The organism is Planotetraspora sp. GP83, assembly GCF_041262585.1.
Lineage (GTDB): Bacteria > Actinomycetota > Actinomycetes > Streptosporangiales > Streptosporangiaceae > JAOEGB01.
This window is the reverse complement of sequence record NZ_JBGCBZ010000018.1, coordinates 69,932-96,333: the sequence shown is the minus strand read 5'-3', so window position 1 is coordinate 96,333 and position 26,402 is coordinate 69,932. Positions and strand designations below refer to the sequence as shown.

The following is a 26,402-nucleotide window of genomic DNA, read 5'->3' as shown; positions in this document are numbered from 1 at the left end:
CGGATCGTGCCGATGCCCTCGACATATGACACGCGACGAAACGCGAGAGAAAGTATCTGACGTTCGTCAGAATATTGCTCCACCGGCGGGGTGGCAAGCATGGAACGATAGGAGAATGGCGGATCACGACGACGGCAGGGCCCGCATCCCACGCCGGCCGGGCCGGCCGGGAGCCGACGGCCCGCCCGTCCCGGACGAAGAGGAGATCCTGCGAGGGGGGCTCGACGCCTTCGCCGATCTGGGCTACGACGGCACCTCGGTGCGCGAGCTCGCGCGGCGCCTCGGTGTCAGCCACAACTTCATCAACGACCGGTACGGATCCAAGGGAAGGTTCTGGCGGGCGGTGGTCGACTTCGCCCTGGCCGAGATGAACAAGCAGCTCGTTCCAGCGGTCGAGAGCCAGGACGACGACGTCGACCGCATGGTCGCGGGGGTCACCCACTTCTATCGGCTGGCCGCGCGCGCCTCGCAGCTCAACCGGCTGATGGCGGACGAGTCGGTCCGCGAGTCCGATCGGCTCGACTACCTGTACGAGCACTATCTCGGCCCTTCGCTGGCCGCGCTCGCCCCCAGCGTGGATCGCCTCATCAAGGCCGGGCGCATCCCGCCCATCTCCATGCATCTGCTGTACTTCGCCGTCACCGGCCCGGTGATCGCCATGACCCGGCACCCTTTGGCCGAGCGGCTCGGCGGGCCCTCCCGGGAGGACGCACAGCAGGTGACGGCCGACGCCGAGACCCTCGCGGAGGTGGTGCTCAACGGCCTCCTGCGCCCAGCGCCTCGCTGAGCGGCGGGTCACGGGCCTGCGGGTCACGGGCCTGCGTACGGCCCGCCGACAGGCAAAACCACGGCGACCGCCACATCGAGCGCACCTCACGGCTGCTGCTCGACCACGCCGGCGAGTTCGTGGGAGACGCCGCGCCCTCCGCGCCCTCCGCGTACGAGGGCTGAAGCCTCAGAAGATGCCGTAACCGCCGTCGATCACGAGACAGTCCCCCGTCTGGTACGCGCTGGCGGGGCTCGCGAGATAGACGGCCGCCGCGCCGAAGTCCGCCGGGGTCCCCCACCTCCGCGCCGGCACCCGCGTCAGCACGCGCCGGCGGAACGCCTCGCTGCCGAGCACCCCGTCGGTCATGCTGCTCTCCACCCAGCCGGGAAGGATGGCATTCGCCCTGATCCCGTGACGCGCCAGTTCGACGGCGCACGCCTTGATCATCGAGATCAGACCGCCCTTGCTGGCCGCGTAGTGCTGACCGCGCGGCTGGCCCTCCCTGGCGGCGAGGCTGGACGTGCCGACCAGGACGCCGCCGCCACCGCGTTCGACCATGTGCCGGGCCGCCGCACGGAAGGTCAGGAAGGCGCCGTCTAGGTTGACCCGTGTCACCCGGCGGAACTCCTCGAGGGTCATGTCCAGGAACGGGACGCCGTTCGTCCCCACGCCGGCGTTGGCGAAGCAGGAGTCGACCCGGCCGAGCGCGTCGAGCGTCGCCGCCATCGCGCGGTCGACGTCGCCGGGCTCCCCCACGTCGCACGTCACCGCAAGCGCTCTCCCGCCGTACCGGGCGAGCGTCGCGACGGCCTCGGCGCTGCGCCTGTCGTTGGTCCCCCACACGCAGACGTCGGCGCCGGCCCGCGCGAGCGCGGTGGCCATCCCCAACCCGATGCCCGCGTTGCCGCCCGTGACCAACGCCACGTGACCGGTGAGATCGAAGAGGTTCTCAGTCACCTCATCAGCTCCCTTGCTCGACAATCCGGCACGGCCCGTTTTCGCAGCTCACAGGTCGCGAGGGGGGGCGTTGCCCGGCCCGCTTACCCGGCCAACCTATCTAGCGTTCGCTAAGCTGGCAACTACTCCTCGCACGAGAGGTCACAGAGGTACGGGATTTGACAACTCTTCTGTTTCGGAGATTATCTTCACTCTAGAACATCTGTTGCTGCCAGAGAAGGGTTCCATCATGGCGAAGCTGCTGCATGTCGACTCATCCGCGCTGTCGGCCGGCTCGGTGTCGAAGGAGATCACGACCACCTTCCGCAGCGCCTGGCAGGAGGCGCACCCAGACGGCGCCATCATCTACCGCGACCTTGGATCCCACCCGGTTCCCCCGCTGGCCGAGGCCGGCATCGTGTCCGCCTTCATCCCACCCGGCGACCACACCGCCGACCAGGCGGAGGCGTTCGCCCTCCGGAACCGCCTCGTCGCCGAGGTCCTCGGCTCCGACGCGTACCTCTTCGGCATCCCGATGTACAACTGGGGCGTCCCCGCCGCCTTCAAGGCGTGGCTCGACCAGATCATCCTCGCCGGGCGCACCCTCCCGCTCGACGGCCCGGCGCCGCTGTCCGGCCGTCCCGCGACCGTCATTCTCAGCTACGGCGGCGGGTACGACCCCGGCACGCCCCGCCACGGCTGGGACTTCGTGCAGCCCTACCTCGAGACCGTCCTCGGCAAGGCGCTCGGCCTCGACGTCACCTTCATCAAGGTCCAGCTCACCCTGGCCGAGAGGAACCCCGCCATGGCCGAGCTCATCCCCCTTTCTCGGGAGATCCGCGACGCCGCCCACGTCGAAGCCGGCACCCGCGCCCGCGACCTGATCGCCAAGCTCACGGCCTGATTCGAAAGCACCGAACCTTGGGAGCGTCACCGATGAACGAAGAAAGTGGCCGGCTCGCCGGCAAGGCGGTCGTCGTCACCGGCGCGGGCCGCGGAGTGGGAGCGGCGATCGCGCTGCTGGCCGCCCGGCAGGGCGCGGCCGTCGTGGTGAACGACCTCGACGCCGAGCCGGCCGAGGAGGTCGCCTCGCAGATCGTGGCGGACGGCGGTCTGGCCGTCGCCCATGCGGCCGACGTCGCCGACTGGGAGCAGGCCGGAGGTCTGGTCCAGCGGGCGGTCGACGAGTTCGGCAAGCTGGACGGGCTGGTCAACAACGCCGGCGTCTTCCGCGTACGGCCCATCGCGGAGGAGGACGAGACCTCCCTCCGGCGGGTGCTGGAGATCAACGTCCTCGGGACGGCGTACCCCGGACTGCACGCGATCCGCCACATGGTCGAGCGGGGCAGCGGCTCGATCGTCAACGTCACCTCGGGCGCGATCGCCGGCATCCCGGGCATGAGCGTCTACGGCGCGAGCAAGGGCGCCATCGCCTCGCTCACGTACGGCTGGGCCATCGACCTGCGGGGCTCCGGCGTCCGCGTGAACGCGCTGTCCCCGCTGGCGTACTCCCGGATGACCGAGACTCAGTACGACTTCGAGGGACTGGACGAGGCGGCGCGGGAGAAGGCGCGGGCCGGCATGCCCCAGCCGGCGGACAACGCCCCCGTGGTGGTCTACCTGCTGTCCGACCGCTCGGCCGGCGTGGACGGCCAGGCGGTGCAGATCAGGTGGGACGCCAGCGTCGCGCTGCTGACCCACCCGGCCGCGATGGAGGGCTCCGCGGCCGGTTCGGCCACGTCGCTGCGGTCTGTCGAGGAGGCCTTCGACGGCCCCCTCAAGGCGACCATCCAGCCGCTCGGAATCACCACCGTGCGCGTGGAACAGCTGTCGTAACCGATCGGGGCCCGGTCCCCGGCTCTCCCGGCGGCCGCGCCCAACATGCCCTCCTGGTGACAGGCGCTGGCATCGGGCGCCGTACGCCCAATACTTGACATTCGTCAGGTTTCGGCTGTTGTATGCCCCTGACGATCGGCCAGTTGTCCGAGCGCGAATTCCTCGCGATCCCTTACGCCCGGACTGCCCTCCGGACACCCCGAGCAGGCCGGCGCATCATCACCCCGAACGCCCACGAATTGAGGCAAACGTGACGCTCACCCACCAGCGCGACCGGCTGCCCGGCCGGGTCGTGAACTTCGACGCGGTGCGTGCCGTCCACGGCGAGAAAGCCGACGACATGGTCAAGAAGCTCGACGTCGGAGACCCGCTGGCCGACGCCGTGATCGCCGAGCTCGACCGGCTCGGCAAGGAGGGACGCAAGATCCTCAACGCGGGTCTCGCTGACGGACTCGGCAGCCTGGAGAACCCGCCACCGGCGATCGCCGCCCTGCTGCGCCAACTGGAGACCGTTCCCCGGTGGGCCGACCAGGAGATGCTGAAGCGGGGCGAGGTGATGTTCCTGTCGATCAACCCGGTCTCGGCCGCTCTCGCGGGCGTCGGCAGCGCCCTCGTCCACACCTACGCCTCCCCGGCCATCGCCAAGCTGCTGGTGCGGACCGGCCAGCTGACCACCATGGCGCCACGCCGGCTGGTCGAGACGGGCATGTGGGCGAGGGAGAGCACACTACCCGGCGGGCTGCTGCGCGGAGCCCCGGGGTACATCGCCACCGCACAGGTCCGCCTGCTGCACGCCCGCGTCCGCGCCACCGCCCTCAAGCACGGCTGGGACACGGCCGAGTGGGGCGTTCCCATCAACCAGATCGACATCGCCCGCACCTGGCTGGATTTCACCCTCGTGCCGTTCAAGGCGCACGAGACACTCGGGGTCCTCCTCACCGAGGCCGAGCAGAACAAGCTCTATCGGTACTGGTGGCACACCGCGCACCTGCTGGGGCTGGAGGAGGAGTTCTTCCTCGGCGTCGAGACCCATGCCGACGCCCAGAGGCTGCAGGACCTGACCGACTCGACCATCGCGCCGCCGGACGAGAACTCCCGGGCCCTGACGGAGGCCATGCTCGACGCCCAGGCCGAGGCACTGTCGGAGCCGCTGGGCATCCCGAAGGCCACCCTGCGGCAGCTCTTCGACAGCCTTGTCCGGCGGTTCTTCGGCGATGAGATGGCCGACGCGCTGCACCTTCCGGTCTCGGACATCACCCCGCTGCTTCCGCTGATCACCATCCTGAACGGCGAGGCGCGGCGCTGGCAGACCCGCACCCCGGAGACCGCCGCGGCGGCACTCGAGGAGTTCGTGGCCGCCGCCCAGGCCCAGGCCGTCACCGTGCCGGAAGGCCCCGAGTATGAGCAGCACATGAACACGGGTCAGGCGCCCGCGCCGGCCGCCTGATCACCGGGAGCGGCCTGGCGGGACCTTCCGGAGAGCCGGGGCCGCCTGCGGTCCCGCCCTCCGGAAACGCCGGCGTCGCCCCGGCCGCCGCTCATCCAACGTCTTAGGAGAAGCCATGAACGACAACCGCACCTCGCTGTTCATCGGCGGGGAGTGGGTGGCTCCGGCCGCCACCGAGATCAACACCGTCATCTCCGCCTCCACGGAGGAGGTCATCGGCCGGACACCCCTGGGCGGCGCGGGGGACGTCGACGCCGCCATCGCGGCGGCCCGGCGCGCGTTCGATGACGGCCACTGGCCGGGCCTGCCCGCGGCCGAGCGTGCCGACGCCATCGACCGCCTCGCCACCGCGATCGAGGCCCGCGCCGACGCCTTCGCCCGCACCGTCTCGTCCGAGAACGGCATGCCGCTGTTCATGTCGGCCCCCGCCAACGCGTACGGCCCCGCCGGGATGCTGCGCTTCTACGCCGAGCTGGCGCGGAAGCTGGAGCTGGAGGAGGAGCGGCCGGCGGTGTTCATGGGCGGCACCACCCGCGTACGCCGTGAGCCGGTCGGCGTGGTGGGCGCCATCGTCCCCTGGAACTACCCGCAGGCGCTGGCCATGATGAAGATCGGCCCCGCCTTGGCCGCGGGCTGCACCATCGTGCTCAAGCCGGCGCTGGAGACGTCCCTGGACGCGTATCTCCTGGCCGAGGCCGCCATCGAGGCCGGCCTGCCGCCGGGCGTGCTCAACATCGTGCCGGGTGGGCTGGAGGCAGGTCAGGCCCTGGTGGCGCACCCGGACGTCGACAAGGTGGCCTTCACCGGTTCCACCGCCGCGGGACGGAGCATCGCCGAGCTCTGCGGGCGGCTGCTGCGGCCGGTCACCCTCGAACTCGGCGGCAAGTCGGCGGCCGTCATCCTGGACGACGCCGACCTGGACGCCACGATCGCCGGCCTGGTGAACGTGTCGTTCCCCAACAACGGTCAGACCTGCTACGCCTGCACCCGGGTGCTGGCGCCCCGGAGCCGGTACGCCGAGACGCTCGACGCGATCACGACCATGGCCCGGTCGCTCCGCGTGGGCGACGCGCTCGACCCCGAGACCGCCATCGGTCCCGTCGCCTCCGCGCGTCAGCGAGAGCAGGTGGAGCGTTACATCGCCATCGGCCGCGAGGAAGGCGCCCGGCTCATGACCGGCGGCGGGCGCCCCGCCCACCTGGACCGCGGCTGGTTCCTCGAACCCACGGTCTTCGGCGATGTCCGTAACGACATGACCATCGCGCAGGAGGAGATCTTCGGCCCGGTCCTCGCGGTCATCCCGTACGAAGACGAGGACGAGGCCGTCGCGATCGCCAACGACTCGCGGTACGGCCTCGCGGGGTCGGTGTGGACCACCGACACCGGCCGTGGCGCATCGGTCGCCGCGCGCATGAAGACCGGCAGCGTCGGCGTGAACGGCTACATCCTCGACCTCGGCTCGCCCTTCGGCGGTTACAAGGCCAGTGGACTCGGCCGCGAGCTAGGCCCCGAGGGTCTGGCGGCATACTTCCAGCTCAAGTCCGTCTACCTGCCGGCCTGACCGGCCACGCCTAGCGGAGCCGCCGCTACCACCCCCCGGAAGACGCGATGACGACGGCCACGGCACGACGCCTGGGGCGACGCCTGAGGTGACGCCTCCCACGCGCCCCCGTCCCACCATCGACTCCAACCGGAAAGCGCATGGCGCACACTCATTCCTCCCGCGGGCGCGGCAACGCCCCCGTTCTCGTCCTGGCCCTCTCGGGCATCACGGTCGCGGTCATGCAGACGCTGCTCGCCCCGTTGCTGCCGAAACTTCCCGTCCTGCTGCACGCCCCGGCCTCCGACACGACGTGGACCATCACCGCCACGCTGCTCGCCGGAGCCGTCGCCCCTCCCGTCATGGGCCGCCTCGGCGACATGTACGGCAAGCGGCCCATGATGTTCGTCAGCCTCGCGCTGCTCGTGGTCGGCTCCCTGACCTCGGCGTTCACGTCTTCGCTGGTCCCGATGGTCGTCGGCCGGGCGCTGCAAGGCGGCGCCATGGGGGTCATTCCACTCGGTATCGGCATCATGCGGGACATGGTCCCGATGGAGCGGCTCGGCTCGGCGATGGCACTGATGAGCTCATCCCTGGGCATCGGCGCCGCGCTCGGCCTGCCCGCCTCCGCGGCGGTCGCCCAGCACACCGACTGGCACGTCCTCTTCCTCGCCTCCGCCGGGCTGGGCGCCGCCGCGTTCGTCCTTACAGCGATCTACGTCCCGGCGGCCCCGGTCCGTACGCCGGGACGCTTCGACTTCCCAGGCGCGATCGGCCTGTCGGCGGCCCTGGTCTGCCTGCTGCTCGCCGTATCGAAGGGCGGCGACTGGGGCTGGGGCAGCGCCACGACGGTAGGCATGTTCGCCGCCGCCGCCTTCATCCTCGTCGTCTGGTCGTTCGTCGAACTGCGCACCCGGCAGCCGCTCGTCAACATCAGGACCACGGCGCGCTCGCCGTTGGCCCTCATCAACATCGTGTCGGTCCTGGTCGGCTTCGTGATGTACGCCCAGTCGATGGTGCTGCCGCAGCTTCTGCAGCTTCCGCGGGCGACCGGCTACGGCCTCGGCCAGCCGTTGCTCGCCGCCGGGCTCGTCATGGCCCCGGGCGGCCTGGTGATGATGGTGGTCTCCCCTCTGTCCGCCCGCATCTCCGCGACACGCGGACCGAAGCTCTCGCTGCTCCTCGGGGCTCTCATCGCGACCGCGGGGTACGCCGTCGGGCTCGCTCTGATGGGGGGCGTATGGCAGGTCGTCCTGGCCGCCATCGTGATGAGCACCGGTATCGCGTTCGCCTACTCGGCGCTACCCGCCCTCATCATGGGGTCCGTCCCGCCATTCGAATCAGCGGCCGCGAATGGCTTCAACTCCCTGATGAGGGCGGTCGGCACCTCCACCTCCAGCGCCGTCGCCGGAGCGGTCCTCGCCGCGACCAGTCGCTCCTTCCGCGGTGTCGCCGTTCCGACTCTGGAGGGCTTCCGGATCGTCTTTCTGATCGCAGGCGCGGTCGGCGTGGTGGCCGTCGTCGCGTCTGCCCTGATCTTCCCGTCCCGGCGCCCCCGGCCGGCGCCGGTGAGCACGCCGCCGGTGGACTCCACTCACTCCCGTCGCCGGATGACATCCCGTTCGCGGGCTGACTGATCTCCGGGACTCTGCTGAGCCGCCGCGTTGGGACGAAGGGGGGGCAGCATGTCCTCGGGCTGCAGGGTCCGCATGGAGGCGGCTATGTTCTGCGCGGCGGCCCGCATCGTGGGGTCCGTGATGTGGTCGGCCAGTTCGGTGGCGACGAAGCCGGGCTCGACGACCACGACACGCACGCCCTGGGTGGTGACCTCCTGCCGCAGCGCCTCAGAGAAGGCGCTGATGCCGAACTTGGTCGCGGCGTAGGCGCCGTTGCCGGCCGACGCGACCCGGCCCGAGGTCGAGGAGACCTGCACGACGGCGCCCTTGCGCTCCAGCAGGTGCGGCAGCGCCGCGTGGACCATGAACACCGACCCGAGCAGGTTGGTGTCGATCATGCGCGTCCATTCCGTGGTGTCCGCACCCGCGATCGGACCGGCGAGCATCACCCCGGCGTTGTTCACCAGGATGTCCAGGGCGCCGAAGTACTCGACGGTCTTAGCGACCGCGGCCCGCACCGACTCTTGGTCGGTGACGTCCAGTTCGAGGGCCAGCATCTCGCCGGGCGCCTTGCGCACCAGAGCCTCCAGCCGGTCGGCGCGCCGGGCCCCGACCGCGACACGGGCCCCCCTCCGCTGAGAGGGCCAACGCCGTGGCCTCGCCGATGCCCGACGACGCTCCAGTGACGAGGACGACCTTTCCATTCAACGTGTTGCTCATGTGCTTCCTTTCCGCAGGCGCTCACAGGTTTCGTCATGCTGCAATAGCTCGGCCGCGCTCAGGACGGGCGAGGAGCGCCATACCGACGCGCTTCAGCACGGGTCCCGACCGCTGCCGTCCACATCGTGACGGCGACCAGCAGAACGCAGATGGCCGCGATCGCCGCGACCACGGCGGACACCCCGATCCAGGGCGTCGCGAGCGGCAGCAACATGACGACGATGACGCACCCCAGAACCGCGGCGGGAAAGATGACGGGCTCTGCGATGACAAGCACGTGTACCCCCCACAGCAGGGCAAGATACACACCGACCGGGACGGCGACCGCGTAGCCGAGCGCCAGCGGTGACGCCGCAACGTCGTGCCCGCTCTGCTCCACCGCCACTTCGAGCCCGGCGCCGAGGGCGGCCAGGGCTGCGAAGATGCCATAGTGGCCGTATCCCCACAGGTAGGACCGATGACGGCGGTCACTGAGACCGTCCCCCGCTGGTCCGAGGAAGTACAGCCACCAAAGAGCGAACAGCAGGACGAGGCCCGAGCTGGCGATGACGACGAAGGGACCGCTGATCTTGCCCGTTTCGAGCGCTCCCTCGACTCCCCGGCTCGCGGCCAGGACGCTCTCACCGAGCAGGATGATCGTGAACAGGCCGTAGCGCTCGGCGATGTGGTGCGGGTGCCAGTTGGTGGGTCTGGTCCGCTCCGCCCACCGTGGCACCGCGAGTTCCAGAGCGACCAGGCAGACGAAGAACGGTAAACCGAAGGACGAGGGCAGGGTTCCCGTCTCCACGAGGACGAGCCGAAACAGCCAGCCCATCTGCAGGATGGTGATGCCGCCGGCGTAGCGAAGCGCGGTGCGGCGGCTCGCCGGGTCTTCGAGACCGGCCCGCAGCCATTGGGCGACGAGCCCGATCCTCATGATGAGGTAGCCCAGCGTGACGATTCCATAGTCGGAGTGGCCCGCTGCGGCGGGCACGCCGGCGGCCAGCACCAGCACGCCGGCCATCTGCACCATGGTCAGCAGCCGGTAGGCGACATCGTCGGTGTCGTAGGACGAGGCGAACCACGTGAAGTTCATCCACGCCCACCAGATCGCGAAGAACACCTGAAGGAACGGCACCAGCCCGGCCAGGCCGTGACCGTCGGCGATGCCGTGCGCGAACTGCGCGGTGACGGCTGCGACCGCGACCACGAAGGTGAGATCGAACAACAGCTCGAGCTGGCTCGAAGCGCGGTGCGGCTCATCGATGGGGCGCGCGCTCATCCGTACTCGGATCCGGATTGTGGTGCCGGGTGGTGGCAAGGTCTCGCTCCTGTCGCTTCGCAACGTACGGTCCGTCTCAAAGACAGGGCGACGTTCCGATCTGTGACACGCGGCACCGAGATCGCACATGCCGCCTGCACCCCGCACGAGCGGCTCCTCGGCGGACAGGCAGGAAACTGATCAGGGGGCCAGGCCGATGGTGGCGGGGATGCCCTGGGGATCATTCTGGCGTAGGGCGGAGTCGGTGGTGTAGGCGTCCCAGAACCACGCCATCGCCTTGGCGGTCAGGTACGGGCCGTCGGCGAACTCGCGGTAGCTGCCGGTGTCCTGGGCGGCGTCGGTGACCGGGTAGTACAGCGACTGGTGCACGAAGGTCACATCGCCGCGCCGCTTGGCCAGGATGGTCAGCGCGGCGGTCATGTTGCCGCCGACCGAGTCGCCCGCCACCGCCAGCCGGGAGGCGTCCAGCCCCTCCTCGACGCCGTGCCGGGTGATCCACTGGGCGGTGGCGTAGGCCTGCTCGATCGTCTCGCCGCCGCGTTCGAGCGCGTAGCTGTAGGAACCGGAGGGGCAGTGATCGATGCGGCCCATAATGTTCGAGCGCACGTCGCTGTCGCCGGTGTCGGCGAGCATCTCGGCGATCGGCCTGGTGCGGCCGATGCAGAAAGCGGCGTGGATGCACAGCTCGCCCACCCGTTGCGCCGAGATGCCCACACCGTCGTGCATGTGCTGCAGTTCCTTGTATGGACGCATGACCGGGCTCTCCGTGCCGTCGAACCCGATCACGGCGTGGGTCCCGTCGCAGAACGGCTTGGAGCCCGAGTGGCCGCAGCGGCACAGCGCGTAGGTGTCCTCGGTCTCCAAAGGCTCGCCGGTTTTTCAGGTCAGCGCGTTGTTCTCGGCAGAGACGACCTTGCGTTTGCGTCTGAGCGGAACGCCGCCGTACACGACGTACGGGCCGTCGCGCAGGACGACGATTCGCCGCCGGTCGCCGACGCTCCACCGGCGGCGTTCGGGCGCCACGTACTCGAAGGTGGGGCCGGCTGTTCGAGACGCAGGAACGTCTCGAGTGCTTCCGCGCCGAAGGGGACCAGCGACAGTTCCAAGGACCGGTCGCCGTGAGGAAGGGTCCGGGGATGGGGAGGGAGCATCCGCGGCATGTCGAGGCGCGGCCGGCCGCCGACGGCATTGAACAGGTTCGCGGCCAGCGCCAGGTGCAGCATCTCCTCGGCGAAGACGCTGCCCACCACGTCCGTTGCCTCGGGGTTGCGCTCCGGGTCCAGGGAGTACAGCGCGCACAGGTACGGCGGCAACGTCGCGTGTTCCAGCTCGATCGCCCACTGCAGGTGCACACGGAGACTGTCGAGCGTGTCGGTCCGCGTCTCACGCGGCATGATCGCCCGGCCTTGAGCCGTCCTCCAGCACCTCGACCGCGTCGAGCAGACCCCGCAGGCCGATCTCCTCGCGTTCGACGTCCGCCGGATCGAACAGCCAGTCGATGATCGACAGGCCGACGGCCTCCTCCGGATGACTGGACTCGGCCAGGGTCAGTTCCGCCTCGACCTCGAGCTCGAGCTCGTACAGAAAGTCGTTCTCGCCGCTCGGAGCGCTCATCATTCCTCCATACGTGGCTTGAGTGGATGTCCGGCAGACCGGCTGACCGCGTGGATCAGTTGCACGGTGATCTGGCCGGAGGCGAACCCGGCGTCGGCGAGCAGCGCGAGGAGTTCTCGCTGGGTGGGAAAGTGGTTGCCGTCCGGAGCCGGAAGGGTCTGCGGGTCCCGGGCGACAACCACCAGAAGTCCCAGTGAGGCACCGGGCTTCAGCACCCGGTGAATCTCGCTGAGCACCGCGGCCTTGTCCCGCACGGTGCACAACATCCCCAGGCACCAGGCGGCGTCGGCCGACCCCGTACGGAGCGGGATCCGCCGGCCGTCCGCCGCGATGACCGGCAGTCCGAACGGGCGGGCGGCGGCCCGGCCCGCGGCCGGCATCGGTTCCACCAGGATCGGCCGGACCCGGACCGCTCGGCAACCCAGGCCGCCGGCCCGGCGGTCCTTGCGCTGGGCGAGCTTCTCCTCGTCCAGCAGGGTGAGCATGGGTTTGCCAGGGTGCGCACAGGATGGTGACGGTGTGAAGCGGAGCGGATGTCGTCGCGGTGTCGCCGTCTAGCTCCCAGAACGCCTGCCGCCGCGTACGATCCGCTTTTGGGTCTCCTACACCATGGTCAGCGCCGTCTGCCGGGCGTTCGATCTCGGCTTGGAGGCGATGCCAGGTATGGAAGCCACCTCTCGTGAGCTATGAGCGCCCGGGGCTACTTTCCGGTCGCGTTCCGGCCGGGCCAGTCGTGGTAGCGGATCGTGCCGAGGGTGGCGCCGTCACCCGGAACCAGCGACCGCTCGCTCAACTCACTGCCGAAGTAGCGCGCGTGCGGGTCGGTGACCACTTCGCGCGGGTCGCCCCAGGCGGCCAGCGCCTGGCGGAAGAACTCATCCATCCGGAACTGCTCGGGCCCGGCGATCTCGACCCTGCCGTTCAGCGGCGACCCGACCGCGGTCCGGCCGACCGCCTGGGCCACATCGTCACCCGCGATCGGCTGGAAGAGCACGGGCGCTATGTGCACCTTGCCATCCACCGTGGCCTCGTCGGCGATGCTGCGGGCAAACTCGAAGAACTGGGTCGAGTGCACGAGCGAGAACGGAATCCCTGACTTCTCGATCAGCTGCTCCTGAGCGATCTTCGCCGCGAAGTAGCCGTTGTCCGGCATCCGCTCTGTGCCCACGATCGACATCGCGACGTGGTGACCCACGCCCGCCACAGCCTCCGCCGCGAGCAGGTTGCCCGTGGAGGTCTCGAAGAACTTCAGCACCGCCGCCCTCTCAAACGACGGCGAGTTCGACACGTCGATCACTACCTGCGCACCCGCCAGCACCTCGGCCAGTCCCTCGCCGGTCAGCGTGTTGACGCCGGTGCTCGGCGCCGCCGCCACCGCCTCGTGACCATGCTCGCCCAGCTTCGACACCAGCTTCGACCCGATCAGGCCCGTCCCGCCGACTACCACGATCTTCATCGCGATCCCTTTCATCCACCGGGCCACCTCGTTGCCACCCGGTCGCCAGCTAAGACCGGACAGCCTCCGGGCTTGTGACAGCTGCCGCGAAATTCCTTCAGACCGGGTCAGGTAGCGGCTGATGGTCGCCCGCGACACGGTCACCTGGTGGTGCTGGTTCAGGTGCCAGGCGATGGTGTCGGGCCCGGCGCCCCAGGCCCAGATCGGACAGTTCTTTGCGGGTCGGAAAGAGGCTGATGGGGACGTGGTGCTCGACCGTCGTCGGATCAACGACTTCGAACGGCCCCGCGTAGGCGACGTTGGCGCCAAGGGGGTGGATGACATGCCCGGCAGCGCTCGTCGCGGTGTACGACGCAAGTTCCCACACGCCCAGAAGTCGGAACCACGCCCGCCCGGTGATCGCGGCGCCCCCTGACACACGCCACGTAGACGCCCTCAGGAGCGGCGAACATCGAACTGGAAGCAACCGAACTCCACGGCGCGCATCCTCGTAAAACAATCCCCGGCAGTCCATCGGCGTCCGTACGCGTCCGGGCGCGTTGTCACTCGTCCGTGCCGTACCCCCGCATGCGCCGGCCACTGCCACGCGTACGGTCCGCGGGAGTCATCTCGGGACTGTAAAACTTTCCATCGATAGGGCTCGGGACCGCCCGGCGACGCCCCGGGCCAGCGTGTCGCCGCCTCCTCGCGCGAGGTTCTGGCATCCAATATCGTTCGGATCGACACACTGGAGGTCATATATGCCCGACCTACACCCGTTACTCTCCGGTGAGCCTGACCAGTTCGGCGACTACAGGGTGCTCGGCCGCATCGGTCAGGGCGGCCAGGGCGCGGTGTACCTCGCCGAGTCCCCCTCCGGCGAGCGGGTCGCCATCAAGGTCCTGCACGCGCACCAGGCGATGGACGAGAACGCGCGGCGCCGGTTCGTGCGCGAGGTCGCCACCGCGCGGCGGGTGGCGACCTTTTCCACGGCACGTGTCATCGACGTGAGCACGGAAGGTCAGCGGCCGTACATCGTCAGCGAGTACGTCGAGGGCGTCTCGCTGGAGCAACGGGTCCGGGAGCGTGGGCCGTGCACAGGCGACGAGTTGGTACGACTGGCGCTGGGCACGGCCGGCGCACTGGCCGCGATCCATCAAGCGGGCGTCGTGCACCGCGACTTCAAACCGAGCAACGTGCTGCTCGGCGCCGATGGGCCGCGGGTGATCGACTTCGGCATCGCCCGAGCCCTCGACTCGTTCACGGCCACCGCCAGCGGCGTTGCCGGAACCCCGGCATACATGGCGCCCGAGCAGATCGCCAACGATCAGGCCGGCCCACCGGCCGACGTGTTCAGCTGGGCGGTCACCATGATCTTCGCGGCCACCGGCCGTCTCGCCTTCGGCGGCACCAGCGTTCCGGCCGTCCTGCACGCCGTCCTCACCACAGAACCCGACATGAGTGGGGTGCCCGAGTCGCTGCGTTCACTGCTCGGCCAATGCCTCGCCAAGGCGCCACACGACAGGCCGGCCGCCGCCGAGATCATGCTCCAGCTGGTGGGCCATGGCACCGGCCGGCCTCCTGGGGCGACAACCGGCGAGCCGACCCGGGCATCGCCGTCCCCCGCCTCCACCGTGTCTATTTCGACGCACGAGCCCGTGCCGCAGCCCGCGGCCCTCACCGCTCCGGGGGCGATCGGCGATTCACCCCATGCCGGCCGCACCCGGCGCGTCGTGTCGCGATCGGCCGTCCCCTTGCTGAGTGTGCTGCTCGCCCTCGCGGTCACGGCCGGCATCTGGCTCCGGAACTCACCTACCGACCCCGCCTCCACATCTACCGCTTCCCACACAACTCCCTCCAGCCGGGCCAGGCCTTCCTCCGCCATCGTCAACAAACTGGACAAGGTGGGCATCGCCTTCGATGTCGGCGGCCGCGGCGATCTGTGGTTCAACGACTCGGCCGCGCAGGGTCTCGAACGCGCCAAGCGGGAACTCGGCGTACGCGACCTCAAGGAGTTGGCGGCGAGCGCGGGTGAGACGGACGCGCAAAGGAAACAACGGCTGCGGGTGCTCGCGCGAAGCGGATACAACCCGATCATCGCGATCGGCTTCCCCTATTCCGAAGCGGTCAAGAGCGTCGCGGCCGAGTTTCCGGACACCTGGTTCGCGATCGTCGACAACGAAGAGGCCACCGGGAAGAACGTCTCCAACCTTGTCTTCGCCGAACAGGAAGGCGGGTTCCTCGCCGGTGCGGCGGCAGCGCTGCTGTCGAAGAAGGGGCACGTGGGGTTCGCCGGCGCCGTCAAGGACGGGGCGAACATCGAAAGAGCCGCCGCGGGTTTCGTCGCCGGCGCCAAAGCAGTCAAGACGGACATCAGGATCGACGTCAAGTATCTGAGCCGCTCCCCGGACTTCAGCGGCTACGACGATCCGGCCAAGGGCAAGCTCATAGCGAGTGGCATGTTCGACGCGGGCGCCGATGTTCTCTTCCAGGCGGCGGGCAGCTCGAATCTCGGTGTCATGCAGGCCGCCAAGGCGGCCGGCGGCAAGGTCATCGGCGCCGAGGGCGACGAGGCCCGCACCGCGGACGCCACATTGCGTGACGTCGTCCTCACTTCGGTCATCAACCGGGTCGACACGGTGGTCTTCGACTTTCTCAAGGCCTTCTCCACCGGCTCGGCCAAGCCCGGCCCCACCGTTTACGGCATTAAGGACAACGGCATCGACTACACGACGACCGGCAACCGGATCGAGGGCATCAGGACACGCCTGGAGGAGGTCGAACAGAAGATCGCTAACGGCGAGCTCGTCGCCCCCAGCTCATGATCGGGCCCAGCGCTCCACTACCCGCCGAACGGTCGTCCCAGGGCCGCTCGGCCAGGTCGCGGGGGACGGACAGGCGTTTCGCCTCGCCCTTGGCGCAGTCACGAACGCGGTACAGATCTTGCTCAGCTTGTGAAGTGCGCGAGCTGCGCCGGGCCAACGAGATCCTCAAGGCGGCCTCGGCTTTTCGCGAGTCAACTCGACCCACGCCCGCCCAGGTGAACGCCTTCATCGACGCCCACCGCGACGCCTTCGGCGTCGAGCCGATCTGCCGGGTACTGGAGCACGCCCCGTCGACCTACTACGCCGCCCGGTCTCGGCCGCCCTCAGCGGCGTCGGCAAGATGTACCACCAGCTCCGCCGCGACGGTCATGAAGTCGCCCGCTGCACCGTGCGGCGGCTGATGCGCGAGCGCGACAGCTGATCGAGCCGATCGTTGATCGACGGCGCTTCCGCCGGAAGGCGGCCGTCGTCACGCAAAACCCAGCCGGCACGCGGATGCCTTCGATCCGCGACAGCCCGCCCAGGTGCGCGGCCTTGCCGCCAACGACCGCGACCTGCGCCTCGTCAACCTCTTGAAGATCCAACACGTACCGCTCGATCATCGCGACACCTCCGAGGCAGCCGTGCTCCGTCGCACCGCACTGGCCGATCGAATCACCGGCGCCTCGATCTGTGTCGAACCTCTTGTTCGGCGCGTCCTCATGTCTGGTTGGCTTCCCTCTGACGAGTCGGCCGGCCGCCGCGCCCGGTCGGGCGGCGCGCACCCCCGCACCTCCGCGTCAAGCACCCGCAACCGCACCGCCAATCTCATCAGCGGTTCGAGGTCGCCGCGTCCCCCGTACATCGACAACACACCCACGTCGTGCCCCCCATTTCCTCGTCGGTGCTGTGTCCGGCCGCCGATTCTGCGGCAGCCAGGCTGGCGATACTCCCAACGCCCGGCAGGAGACACCTCCACGTTACGAGGTGAGACTCAGACTGCGACCAGGACAAGGGTGAGGGGATGGCACCTTGCTTCGTCATAGTGGCGCCCCGCAACCCGCGCATCTGGCCGGCCTCGGCGTAAGCGGGCGGCGACTCGCCTGACGTCACTGGTTCATGTGACAGGAACCCAGCGGCCACGCGGTGATCACCCACCGCGGAAAGTGTGGGCGCATGATCCTCATGTCTCGGCTGCGCCGCTCTGCCGCCGTATCAGCGATCGCCCTTGCCGCCTCCGTCGCCGTACTCACACCCGCCACGCCGGCGCACGCTGCCGCCAACGCCGTCCCGACGTACGAGGTGAAGATCAACCTTACCGCCGCAGCGCTCGACGTATCGCACAACCCGACCTCGGCGGTGAAGGCCGCCTTCGGGATCACAGGTTCCGCCGCGGCGCGTTCGTACTCCTACTACGACACCGACGCCCTGCAACTCGACGACGAGGGCTGGAACGTCCGCCTCCGGCACAAGTCGGGCTCGTCGTTCGAGGAGACCTACAAAATGCGGTTCGCCATTGTCGGCGGAGACATCGACGCTGCCCTTGACGAGGCGAACGCGGCCGGCTTCGACAGCAGCGATACAAACTACGACGCCCAGGTCGACTGGGGCTACGCAAAGCAGACTCTCAGCTTCAGCAACGAGAAGAGCCACAGTGCCAGCGGCTACTCCGGTACGGCGATGCCGACCAGCGGCACCGGCCGCACCTGGCTGGTCAACGACATCCCCGGCAAGCTCCAGAACTGGGGTTACAACAACTGGGGCAAGGACATCCTCAAGATCTCCCGCGCCCACGGCCCGGTGACCGCGAAGGTTTACAAGGGCGCCTGGGGGGCCTCCGACGACGCGAGCATCGAGGTGCTCCCGGTTACCGGTGCAGGCGGGATCGGCACGGAGTACATCGTCGAACTGTCGTTCAAGACCGACGAATACTCCGACGCGGCCGCCCTGCATAACAACGCCATCGCAGTCGCCGAGTCGAACGGCTGGCTCTACCACGGCGACATCCTGAAGACACAGCTGGTCCTCGACCGGTATTAGAACAACCTCGCCCGGCAGGTTGCAACGGGGGCAACCGACATCTGGCGGCGTTGCCGTTCCGGCCGGACAGAACACACCGGTATCCGGACGGAACGGCACCTCGCCGGACCACCGCCTCCTTGGAGGAGCACGTCGGCTTCACCCTGTTGGAACGCCGTCCAGCACTCCGCCAAGGGGGGCGTCCGTTGGGGCGAATACCACGTAGTCGGGACCTGGGACGGACAGAGGTTGACACTCACCGAGCCTCCACACTCGGCCGAGCACCGCGACGCCCCACCCGACCGATTTACCAGATGTTCACGCCCGACTATCAGAGCTGGCTGGTCAGTCCGGGCGTCAAGGTCGGGGGCAAGCCGGCCGGGTACGCCCCCGCCGTACGGAACTGGGCACCCGAACGCAGCGCTTGACGGACTTCGCATGCTGTGCGTGCGGCGGCCTGCCGCCACAGCCGCGTGCCCGGTCGCGGCCTATACCCGTCGTCAACGTTTCGCATGCGGGTGGCGCCTATGGCCGTGCGCCTGTCGAGTCTCGATATCTCTCGAACCGCCGGAGACACCTTCCGGATCACCACACCCCCGTGACGCGCGAGTACGGTGGCGGTGTCCTGGAACACCGCCCGTCGCGAGCCCCGCACGCCCACCACCACGCAGGGTCAGCGCGCCTGCGTGGCGCCGACGCCTCGCAGCAGTGTGTCGACCACGACGTCGGCGGCCTGTGCGGCGCTCAGCTCGGACAGGTCCTCGGCGGCGTGTTCCATCAGCGGCGGCAGGACCGTGGCCACCCAGCCGGGCGGCACGTCGGAGCGCAGCAGGCCCTCGTCGGTGGCGCGCTGCAGGAAGGCGTCGACCTCGTCGATCAGACGGCGGCGGCGCTCGCCGACCGTCACCTCGCGGAGCATGCGGCTCGTTTCCACGGGCCATTTGCGGTTGACGGCGATGATGCCTTCGACGTAACGATGCAGCGCGACCGCGACTGGAGCCTCGTGTAGCCTGGCGGCCTCAATGGCCTCCTCGACCGCGTCGTAGCGTGCTCCGTAGACGGCGGCCATGAGGTCTTCGCGGGAGGCGAAGCGGCGGTAGACGGTGCGGCGGTCCACTCCTGCCGCAGCGGCGATGGCGGCGATGGTCGCCGAGGGGTCGTCGGCGAGCATGCGGGCGCCCGTGCTCAGGACACGTTCCAGGTTGCGTGTCGCGTCTGCTCTCACCTGCTCAAAGGTACTCCTTCCCGTAGCAGATGAAGCAACTTAGTGTCACACGAAAGGGAAGGTCAGGTTATTAATAGCTACTCTAGTAAGGCAGTTATGGTGTCGCCGCTTCGCGGCCAAGGGCTCTGGCCTGATCGGCCATACCTGAAGGAGTGAGGGAAGCGTGGAGTCGCTCATCTCGAGAATGGTGGGCCGGGATGACGTCCAAGGGGAACTGGCCGCGTTCGTAACCGCCACTGGGGGGCAGGCCCTCATCCTCAGAGGCGAGACCGGGGTCGGCAAGAGCGCCCTGCTCGACCACGTGGCCGGCCTCGCGGCCCCGGAGAATCACCGGGTGATCCGCGCCGCCGGCGTCGAGGCGGAGGCGGAGCTGCCCTTCGCCGGCCTGCACCAGCTGCTGTACTCGCTGCTGCCCCACGCGGCCGGGCTCGACGAAGGCCACCGTGCCGTCTTCGACGTCGTCTTCGGGCTGCGCGAGGGCAAGGCACCGTCGATCATGTCCCTCGGCATCGCCGTCCTCGACCTGCTGTCCTTGGCGGCGTCGGAGAAACCACTGCTGCTGTTGCTCGACGACGGTCAGTGGATGGACGCCTCCAGCGCCGAGGTCTGCGGGTTCGTGGGGCGCCGGCTCACCGGCAGCTCCGTGAAGATGCTCATCGCCGTACGGTCCGACATCGGCTCGCGGTTCGACACGGCCGCGCTTCCCGAGCTCCCCGTGGCGCCCCTGTCGGAGGAGGCCGCCAGGCAACTGCTGGACCTGCGCCATCCGCAGCTCGACACGCAGACCCGGCACATCGTCCTGGAGCACGCCATGGGCAACCCCCTGGCCCTTTTGGAGCTGCCCGCCTACCTGAACAGCGGCCGCACCGGCCGCACCGCCGAGGAACTCCTCGGATTCGGCAACACCCCCTTGTCGCGCAGTCTGCAGCACGGCTACGGCATCCGCATCGAACGCCTGCCCGGTCCCGTACGCGAGGAACTGCTGCGCGGCGCCCTTGACGGCGTCGGCGCGGGAACAGGCGGCAACCCCGGCCCCGACACCCGCTACCGCATGCGCGAAGCCGACGAAGCGGTCGCGGCCGGCCTCCTGGACATCGACCCCGCCACCGGCAACCTCATCTTCCGGCACCCGCTGATCCGCACCACCGTCGTTCAGCTGGCAACTCCCAACCAGCGCCGCACGGCACACGCCGAGCTCGCGCGGGTGCATCGCCACGACGTCGAGCGGCGCGCCCGACACCTGGCGGCCTCGATCGTGGATCCTGACGAGGAGGTGGCAGCCGCGCTGGAAGCCGCGGCCGACTCGGCGACCCGGCGCGGCGGCGCGGTCGCCGCAGTGGCCTGGCTGACCCGCGCGGCGGAGCTGAGCGAGACCGCCGCCGACCGCTCCAGGCGGCTCGGCGACGCCGCCTTCATCGCCGGACATGCCGCGCTCCTGGACCAGGCGCAGAAACTCATCCGCTCGGACCTGCTGCCGGGCGCGAGCGAGTCCCCCGCCACGGTCGTCACCTCCGCCTACGTGGCCCTGTACGAAGACGGCGACGTACGCTCCGCGCATCGCCACGTCGCGGCGGCGATCGAGAGCCTGCGAGAAGACAGCGCGCGCGAGCCCGCCGAAGTACTCACCCGGCTGGTGAACGTGCTGCTGGCCATCAGCCAGTACGCCGGCGACGCCGCGCTGTGGGACCGCACCGAGCAGCTCATGGACTCTCTGGGGGACCGAGTCGACACATGCTCGGCCATCTACCGCGACGCGTGGAGCGACGTCGTCCGTCACGGCGCGGGCGTGCACGAGCGCGTCGAGCGCGCCTTCGCCGGCGTCTCGGAGCTGGAACCGTGGGACGTCTCGCGCCTGGCCGTCGCCGCCTACCACGTCGACACGCTGAGCCAGTACCGCCCCTACCTGCAGCGGGCCGTCGACCGTGAGGTGGAGACCGGCGCCGTGGCCTGCGGCATAACCATGCTGCACCTGATCATGCTCGACCAGCTGGCGGCAGGCGAGTGGGACGACGCCGAACGGACGGGACAACGCGCGCTGGAGCTGACCACGTCCCACGGAAACGCGCTGTTCATCCACCACACCCGCGCCTACCTGGGGCTCCTGGCCGCCATACGTGGCCAGGTCGAACGGGCCCGGGAGTTGCAGGCCGTCCTCGACGCCTGGGCCCGCCCGCGCGGCGTGGGATTCCTGACGCAGATCGCCGACGCCATCGGCACGGCGGCGGCCCTGAGCGACGGTGACTACGAAGCCGCCTACCTGTACGCCATCGGCATCACGCCGCCGGGATCGTTCCAGCGCTGCGCCCACCAGGCCGCACGCACGCTGCTCGACCTGGTCGAGGCCGCCGTGCACACCGGGCGCCTGGAGGAGGCCCGCCGGCACGCCCAGGCCGCCTCCGACGCCGGCCTGCCCGGCGTCTCGCCCCGGCTGGCCCTCATCACGTACGGCGCCCTGGCGATGACGGCCGCCAACGAGAGGGAGGCCGAGGACATGTACGCCCGGGCCGAGGCCCACTCGGCCGGAGCCGGCTTCCCGTTCGAGCTGGCGCGCATCCGCCTGGCCCACGGCGTCCGGCTCAGGCACACCCAGGGGCCCAAAGCCGCACGGCCCGTCCTGGTCCGCGCCGCCGAGTCCTTCGAACGGCTCGGCGCCAAAGGCTGGGCGGAACGTGCCCAGGCCGAGCTGCGCGCCTCAGGGGCGCCCGCCCGCGCCTCGCTGTCGTACCTGGTCGCGCTGACCTGGCAGGAACGCCGCATCGCGGAGCTGGCCGCAAGCGGGCTGACGAACAAGGAGATCGGCGAGCGCACGCACCTGTCCCCGCGCACCGTCAGCTCCCATCTCTACCGCGTCTTCCCGAAACTGGGCATCACCTCGCGTGCCGCGCTGCGCGACGCTCTGGGCAAGGCCGGCGACGACGCGTGAGCCCCTTCGCTACGTCGACGGGTCGGCGCGCACCCCTCGCTCGGCGAGCCAGCCCAGCACGTAGTCGGCGACCGCCCGCCAGCCGCTGTCGACGACCAGCGAATGGGCCCGGTCCGGGAACTGCTTGAGGCTGCTGGTGGCCGTCGAGTCGCCGTACAACTTGTACACGGCCCGGGTGACGTGGTCGGGCACCAGCCGGTCCTCCTGCCCCGAGATCAGCAGCAGCGGGCCGCGGCCGGTGTTGCCGTGGTCTACGACCGCCCGCGGGTGCCGTACGGCGCCGCCGTGTCCCAGCTCGGCCAGCAGCCGACGTGACCCGGGAACGACGTGGCGCTCGAACAGCTCGGCAGACTCCTGCTCGGTGACCGCGTTGGCGAACAGCCGCCGGAACCTCGCGGCGTCCATCGACACCGGCCACGGGTCCCCGGGCGCCAGGGCGGTCGCGTGATCGACCGGGGTGGGGGCGATGGCGACCGCGGCACGGCCCGCGTTCGTGCCGAGGAGGTGCTGCGCGATGAGCCCGCCCACCGAATGGCCGACGATCACGGGCGGGGTGTCGAAGGAACCCACGATGCGCGCGTAGTGATCCGTGAGCGCGTCGAGCCCCAGCTCGTGAAGCGTCTCGGGATGCCGGCGGGCCTCGCCCACCGTGGCGCGCTCTCCCGGCCAGCCCGGCGCGCAGACGGCGAAACCGAAACTGGAGAAGCGCTCGTTCCATGACTCCCACGACGACGCGTGGAGCCACGCGCCGTGGATGAAGACGACGGGAGTGCGGTTCACGGATCCTCCGGAAAGGCTCACGACCAGGTCTGATCAAGGATCGTCCGGATGAGCCTGGGCGGGAACAGTCGAATGACTGAATATTCCGTCCGCCTTGCGTCGCTGGTCCGGCGGGTCTGCCGGGACGCCGGGCTCCGGGGGAGGGCGGTTCGCGTGGCCGGCATGGCTGCCGTTCGCCGCGTCTCACCGTCATCTGACTGATGTGTCAGATTCCCCTACTCGAAATAGTAAGAAATGCCGCATACCCTGTGACACGAAACGGAGGTCTCTACATGATCAACAGGCGCACCTTCGGCAAGGCCGTCGGTTTGGCCACCGGCGCGACCGTCGCCTCGCTGGCGGGCTTGCAGGCCTTCCCGGCCGCCTTCGCCACCACGCGCGGGGCCGCCCCGACATTACCGGCGGTCACGCCCGGCACACACACGTCCTTCGCTTCCCTGAAGCAGGTAAAGGCCGGGCTGCTGGACATCGGTTACGCCGAGGCGGGGCCGGCCCGAGGGCCCGTGGTCATCTGCCTGCACGGCTGGCCGTACGACATCCACAGCTTCGTCGACGTCGCTCCGCTGCTGGCGGCGCAGGGCTACCGGGTGATCGTGCCCTACCTGCGCGGTCACGGCACGACGCGGTTCCTGTCCTCGAAGACGTTCCGCAACGCCCAGCAGTCGGCGATCGCGCTCGACATCATCGCCCTGATGGACGCCCTCAAGATCGACAAGGCCGTGCTCGCCGGCTTCGACTGGGGGTCGAGGACCGCCGACATCGTCGCGGCCCTGTGGCCGCAGCGGTGCAAGGCCCTGGTGTCGGTGAGCGGCTACCTCATCACGAACCTCGAGGCCAACCTTGAGCCGCTACCGCCGAAGGCCGAATACGCCTGGTGGTACCAGTACTACTTCGCCACCGAGCGGGGCCGGAAGGCCATGCAGAACAAGGACAAGCGCCACGACCTGACCCGGCTCGTCTGGGACACCGTCTCCCCGACGTGGGACTTCGACGACGCCACCTTCGAGCGTACGGCCGCGGCCTTCGACAACCCCGACTACGCCGCCATCGTGATCCACAACTACCGGTGGCGACTGAGCCTGGCCGACGGGGAGCGCCGTTACGACGGTCTGGAGAAGCGGCTCGCCGACCGGCCGGTCATCAAGGTGCCGACCATCACCCTGGACGCCGAGCACGACCCCTTCACGGCGCCACCGGGCGACGGCTCGTCGTACCGCGACATGTTCACCGGCCCCTACGAACACCGCACCTTGGAGGGCATCGGCCACAACCTGCCGCAGGAAGCGCCCACTGCCTTCGCCCAGGCCGTCGTCGACGTGGACCACTTCTGACGAGCGCGACGGCCAGCCCACCGCCTGCGATAACAAGACAGCCTGCCGGATGCGATCCGGCAGGCTGTCGGTGCGTTCGTGGCCGTGTCGAGCTCAGAGTGCCGTCAGACGGTCTGTGTCCGCGACCGGCGGGCACGCCAGGCCAGCAGCCCGGACTGGATGATGAAGAACACGCCGCCGCCGGTGGCATAGATGGACAGCACGTCGAGCGAGGCGTGTTCCCCGAAGGCCTGGATGTTGTAGAAGATGCCCACGAGGAACGACAGACCGCCCGCGATCAGCACCGGCCACTGCCTGCCCAGCTCCGGGCCGCGCCGCAATACCCCGACCAACACCTGCGCCGCACCGGAGACGACGGCCCAGGCACCGAACACGTGCAGCACCGCCGCCGGCCCGCCCGCCCCCGCCAGGCCGACGCCGACAGCGGCCAGGGTGCTGAGCAGCCCGTTGAACAGCGTCAGGCGACCCTCCGATCCGTACTGGTAGGCACGCAGGTCGATCAGCGACGACACCGCGTCGATCAGCGGATAGACGACCAGCAGGATGATCGTGAGGGCGTCGATGGGGTCGTGCGCGGAGGCGAACGCGGCGGCCCACGCCACGGCCAGAACTCCACGTCCCAGGTACAGCTTCAACAGGGATGACGTTCCGGACGGCGGAGTCTTCGTGTTCATGATGGGTGGCCTTTCGACGGCTGGCTGGTTGTCAGTGCCGGACCGGGGCGCAGTAGTAGCTGCCGGCGTCGGCCGGGTCGCCGTGGCCGGTGTAGCGGGAGACGGACGGGTACAGGCACAACTCGCGCGTCACCGTCTTGCCCGAGGAGTCCGTGATGGCGGCGCTCAGCGTCTGCGGGGCCTTGCCCCGTTCGACCCAGGCCGTTAGGGCGCCGAGGGCGTCGGTGGGCTTCGGGCCGGTGCTCGTATCGCCGGCGCAGTGCGCGACGCCCGGCGCCAGGAACAACCGGTAGAAGTCGTCGACCCGGCGCGCACCGCCCATGGCCAGCTCCACCCGCCGGCGGTAGTCCACGGTGCCCTGGGCGGGAATCAACTGGTCGGCCTGGCCGTGCCAGGTGAGCAGCTTGCCGCCGGACCTGCGGAACGCCGACAGGTTGGGGTCATCGGTGCCGATGACCTTGTCGTACTCGGCCTGGGACTGCGCGAACAGCTTGGCGAACTCGGCGTAAGTGATCGTCGAGAGGTCGTAGGAGGGCTGCCGCTTCAGGAACGTCGAGACCCAGATGGCCGGCACGGGGAACGGCGTGCCCACGTGGTTGCCGTCCGCGTCGACGCGGGTGCCGGCGAGGTCGAAGCCGGCTCCGATCGGGATGCCTGACCACAACTTCTTACCGGACGGGGTGCGGGGGCCGTCCCAGATCTTGCGTACGACGGCGGCGTCGGCCGCGGTGATGGTCTCCTGCTCGCCGTCGCATTCGACGCTCTTGCCGATGAGTTTCCGCGGGTCGAAGGTGCACCTGGCGGGGTCGCCTATCAGCCCATCAGGAGCGCCGTCGAGCGGGTCGCAGGCCTTGACGGCGGCCTGGTTGAAGGCGTTGAACTCACAAGGGGAGGGGAAGGTGTTCTCCTCGTTCATCACCACCTGCGGCCACAGGGTCGCGACCTCGAACTCGTCCCAGTTGATCGCCGGAGCGGTGGCCAGGATGCCGTCGAAGTCGCCAGGGTGGCGCTGGGCCTCCATGTAGCCCTGGCGGCCGCCGGTCGAGCAGCCGTTCCAATATGAGTAGGAGACGGACCTGCCGTAGACCTCGTTGACGACCTGCTTGCCCACGATCGCCATCTCGTGCTGGGACCGGTCGGCGAAGTTCTTCAGCAGCGCCGTGTTGACCTCGCCGTCGCTGTTCAGGGCCCAGCCGGTGTCCAGGTACGTGCCGACGCCGGCGTCGGTGGTCGCGGCGGCGTAGCCGCTCTTGATCGCGCCGGCCAGGCCCGCGCCGTAGTCGCCGGCGGCGAAGGCGCTGCCGCCCAGCGCCTGGAAACGGCCGGTCCAGCCCGTCTCGGGCAGCCAGACCCGCACCTTGGCGTGGTCGCCGACGCCTGGGTGGGTGAGCGTGACCGTGACATCGCAGTAGGCCGGCACGTCCGGGATCTTGACCACGTCGGTCAACGGCGGGACCGGAGGGATGGTCACG

22 protein-coding genes and 2 pseudogenes are annotated in these 26,402 nt (G+C 69.5%); 11 read left to right on the top strand and 13 right to left on the bottom strand.

The genetic code is table 11. From position 1 onward, the window contains the following. The first annotated feature begins 115 nt into the window (after positions 1-115). Positions 116-787 (top strand): TetR/AcrR family transcriptional regulator, encoded by a 672-nt coding sequence (locus ABH927_RS24015; protein WP_370024691.1) that lies wholly within the window; start codon positions 116-118, stop codon positions 785-787. Between the two features lie 168 nt (positions 788-955). On the opposite strand, the gene ABH927_RS24010 is transcribed toward ABH927_RS24015, so the two are convergent. Further along, positions 956-1,726 (bottom strand): SDR family NAD(P)-dependent oxidoreductase, encoded by a 771-nt coding sequence (locus tag ABH927_RS24010; protein ID WP_370024689.1) that lies wholly within the window; start codon positions 1,724-1,726, stop codon positions 956-958. Positions 1,727-1,955: 229 nt separating this feature from the next. On the opposite strand from ABH927_RS24010, the gene ABH927_RS24005 reads away from it, so the two are divergent. The 5 genes from ABH927_RS24005 (at position 1,956) to ABH927_RS23985 (ending at position 8,165) form a co-directional block, all read left to right on the top strand. Then, positions 1,956-2,609 (top strand): FMN-dependent NADH-azoreductase, encoded by a 654-nt coding sequence (locus ABH927_RS24005; RefSeq protein WP_370024687.1) that lies wholly within the window; start codon positions 1,956-1,958, stop codon positions 2,607-2,609. A gap of 32 nt (positions 2,610-2,641) precedes the next feature. Next, a complete protein-coding gene (locus tag ABH927_RS24000; protein WP_370024686.1) occupies positions 2,642-3,541 on the top strand; it encodes an SDR family NAD(P)-dependent oxidoreductase in 900 nt (299 codons plus the stop codon). A 250-nt stretch (positions 3,542-3,791) separates the two neighbouring features. Further along, a complete protein-coding gene (locus ABH927_RS23995) occupies positions 3,792-4,988 on the top strand; it encodes an oxygenase MpaB family protein (RefSeq protein ID WP_370024684.1) in 1,197 nt (398 codons plus the stop codon). A gap of 115 nt (positions 4,989-5,103) precedes the next feature. Continuing rightward, positions 5,104-6,549, top strand: coding sequence for an aldehyde dehydrogenase (locus tag ABH927_RS23990; protein WP_370024683.1), 1,446 nt, complete (start codon positions 5,104-5,106; stop codon positions 6,547-6,549). 140 nt (positions 6,550-6,689) lie between these two features. After that, a complete protein-coding gene (locus ABH927_RS23985; protein ID WP_370024681.1) occupies positions 6,690-8,165 on the top strand; it encodes an MFS transporter in 1,476 nt (491 codons plus the stop codon). Here the strand turns inward: ABH927_RS23985 and ABH927_RS23980 are convergent. The 7 genes from ABH927_RS23980 to ABH927_RS23950 all read right to left on the bottom strand — a co-directional run bounded on the left by ABH927_RS23980 (position 8,123) and on the right by ABH927_RS23950 (position 13,195). Next, complete coding sequence (locus ABH927_RS23980; RefSeq protein ID WP_370024679.1) at positions 8,123-8,848, bottom strand: SDR family NAD(P)-dependent oxidoreductase; 726 nt, start codon at positions 8,846-8,848, stop codon at positions 8,123-8,125. The genes ABH927_RS23985 and ABH927_RS23980 overlap by 43 nt on opposite strands. Positions 8,849-8,922: 74 nt before the next feature. Then, positions 8,923-10,125 (bottom strand): low temperature requirement protein A, encoded by a 1,203-nt coding sequence (locus ABH927_RS23975; RefSeq protein ID WP_370024677.1) that lies wholly within the window; start codon positions 10,123-10,125, stop codon positions 8,923-8,925. Positions 10,126-10,305: 180 nt separating this feature from the next. Beyond that, positions 10,306-10,989, bottom strand: a complete 684-nt coding sequence (locus ABH927_RS23970) for an alpha/beta hydrolase fold domain-containing protein (RefSeq protein ID WP_370024675.1) — start codon at positions 10,987-10,989, stop codon at positions 10,306-10,308. A 20-nt stretch (positions 10,990-11,009) separates the two neighbouring features. Then, positions 11,010-11,519 (bottom strand): ferritin-like protein, encoded by a 510-nt coding sequence (locus ABH927_RS23965; protein ID WP_370024673.1) that lies wholly within the window; start codon positions 11,517-11,519, stop codon positions 11,010-11,012. Continuing rightward, positions 11,509-11,739 (bottom strand): hypothetical protein, encoded by a 231-nt coding sequence (locus tag ABH927_RS23960; RefSeq protein ID WP_370024671.1) that lies wholly within the window; start codon positions 11,737-11,739, stop codon positions 11,509-11,511. The genes ABH927_RS23965 and ABH927_RS23960 overlap by 11 nt, the downstream gene beginning before the upstream one ends. Continuing rightward, positions 11,739-12,224 (bottom strand): class I SAM-dependent methyltransferase, encoded by a 486-nt coding sequence (locus ABH927_RS23955; protein ID WP_370024669.1) that lies wholly within the window; start codon positions 12,222-12,224, stop codon positions 11,739-11,741. Before ABH927_RS23955 ends, ABH927_RS23960 begins: the two co-directional genes overlap by 1 nt. 215 nt (positions 12,225-12,439) lie before the next feature. Further along, positions 12,440-13,195: an SDR family oxidoreductase gene (locus ABH927_RS23950; protein ID WP_370024668.1), complete on the bottom strand. Its 756-nt coding sequence runs from the start codon at positions 13,193-13,195 to the stop codon at positions 12,440-12,442. A 740-nt stretch (positions 13,196-13,935) separates the two neighbouring features. Here ABH927_RS23950 and ABH927_RS23945 point away from each other — a divergent pair. Both ABH927_RS23945 and ABH927_RS23940 read left to right on the top strand, forming a co-directional pair. Further along, complete coding sequence (locus tag ABH927_RS23945) at positions 13,936-15,999, top strand: BMP family ABC transporter substrate-binding protein (protein ID WP_370024666.1); 2,064 nt, start codon at positions 13,936-13,938, stop codon at positions 15,997-15,999. Positions 16,000-16,130: 131 nt separating this feature from the next. Then, positions 16,131-16,405 (top strand): annotated as a pseudogene (locus ABH927_RS23940) (IS3 family transposase); the annotation flags it as partial. A gap of 91 nt (positions 16,406-16,496) precedes the next feature. Here the strand turns inward: ABH927_RS23940 and ABH927_RS23935 are convergent. Next, positions 16,497-16,601: pseudogene (locus ABH927_RS23935) on the bottom strand (hypothetical protein); the annotation flags it as partial. 553 nt (positions 16,602-17,154) lie between these two features. On the opposite strand from ABH927_RS23935, the gene ABH927_RS23930 reads away from it, so the two are divergent. Then, complete coding sequence (locus ABH927_RS23930; RefSeq protein WP_370024664.1) at positions 17,155-18,018, top strand: hypothetical protein; 864 nt, start codon at positions 17,155-17,157, stop codon at positions 18,016-18,018. A 652-nt stretch (positions 18,019-18,670) separates the two neighbouring features. Here the strand turns inward: ABH927_RS23930 and ABH927_RS23925 are convergent. Then, positions 18,671-19,222 (bottom strand): TetR/AcrR family transcriptional regulator, encoded by a 552-nt coding sequence (locus ABH927_RS23925; RefSeq protein WP_370024662.1) that lies wholly within the window; start codon positions 19,220-19,222, stop codon positions 18,671-18,673. A gap of 163 nt (positions 19,223-19,385) precedes the next feature. Between ABH927_RS23925 and ABH927_RS23920 the strand changes: the two genes are divergently transcribed. Further along, positions 19,386-22,145, top strand: coding sequence for an AAA family ATPase (locus ABH927_RS23920; RefSeq protein ID WP_370024660.1), 2,760 nt, complete (start codon positions 19,386-19,388; stop codon positions 22,143-22,145). 9 nt (positions 22,146-22,154) lie between these two features. On the opposite strand, the gene ABH927_RS23915 is transcribed toward ABH927_RS23920, so the two are convergent. Next, complete coding sequence (locus ABH927_RS23915; protein ID WP_370024658.1) at positions 22,155-22,925, bottom strand: alpha/beta hydrolase; 771 nt, start codon at positions 22,923-22,925, stop codon at positions 22,155-22,157. Positions 22,926-23,197: 272 nt separating this feature from the next. Here ABH927_RS23915 and ABH927_RS23910 point away from each other — a divergent pair, with 272 nt between their 5' ends. Then, positions 23,198-24,256, top strand: coding sequence for an alpha/beta fold hydrolase (locus ABH927_RS23910; RefSeq protein ID WP_370024656.1), 1,059 nt, complete (start codon positions 23,198-23,200; stop codon positions 24,254-24,256). A 104-nt stretch (positions 24,257-24,360) separates the two neighbouring features. Here ABH927_RS23910 and ABH927_RS23905 read toward each other — a convergent pair whose 3' ends face one another. Beyond that, complete coding sequence (locus tag ABH927_RS23905) at positions 24,361-24,930, bottom strand: hypothetical protein (RefSeq protein WP_370024655.1); 570 nt, start codon at positions 24,928-24,930, stop codon at positions 24,361-24,363. Between the two features lie 31 nt (positions 24,931-24,961). Next, positions 24,962-26,401: a DUF6351 family protein gene (locus tag ABH927_RS23900; RefSeq protein WP_370024654.1), complete on the bottom strand. Its 1,440-nt coding sequence runs from the start codon at positions 26,399-26,401 to the stop codon at positions 24,962-24,964. Position 26,402: the final 1 nt, after the last annotated feature.